1 protein-coding gene is annotated in these 388 nt (G+C 36.1%); it reads left to right on the top strand.

Annotation, left to right across the window (positions count from 1 at the left end; all coding sequences use genetic code 11):
* Positions 1–314: hypothetical protein (locus tag R0J87_RS18745; protein ID WP_498888091.1), on the top strand; the 314-nt coding region annotated here is incomplete at its 5' end.
* Between the last annotated feature and the right edge of the window lie 74 nt (positions 315–388).

Here is a 388-nt window from a genome sequence, read left to right as displayed (position 1 = left end):
GTGAGTTTGTAGACGATGATCTTTCAAGTTCCCGGCCAAAAATCCGAATTCACAGAAATGAAGTTTATGGTAATTTAGTATTTGAAGAAGCTTTCTTTTCAGAATCAGAAGAGTTAAGAAGTCAATTAGCTTTAGTGGCTCAATACGCAGAGGATGTTGAACCGCCACTATTAGTCGTAGTGGGACAAGTGAGAGCACCTAATGAGAATGAAGAATTCGAAATTGCCTTGTTTAATCCAACCGCATTCTTAGTCCAAGGTCGATCATTGAACGTATTAGCTATAGCTTATTCGACTAAACAATTAAGTTTTTAATAAACTACAAAGAAATATTTTGTAAAAGCCGTTAGCCAAGCTATCGGCTTTTGACTTTTATGAATTTTAGCCAG

This window comes from Halomonas sp. SIMBA_159, from assembly GCF_046536035.1.
GTDB lineage: Bacteria > Pseudomonadota > Gammaproteobacteria > Pseudomonadales > Halomonadaceae > Vreelandella > Vreelandella venusta_A.
The sequence above is the reverse complement of the archived record's forward strand: the minus strand, read 5'-3'. Positions and strand labels throughout refer to the sequence as shown.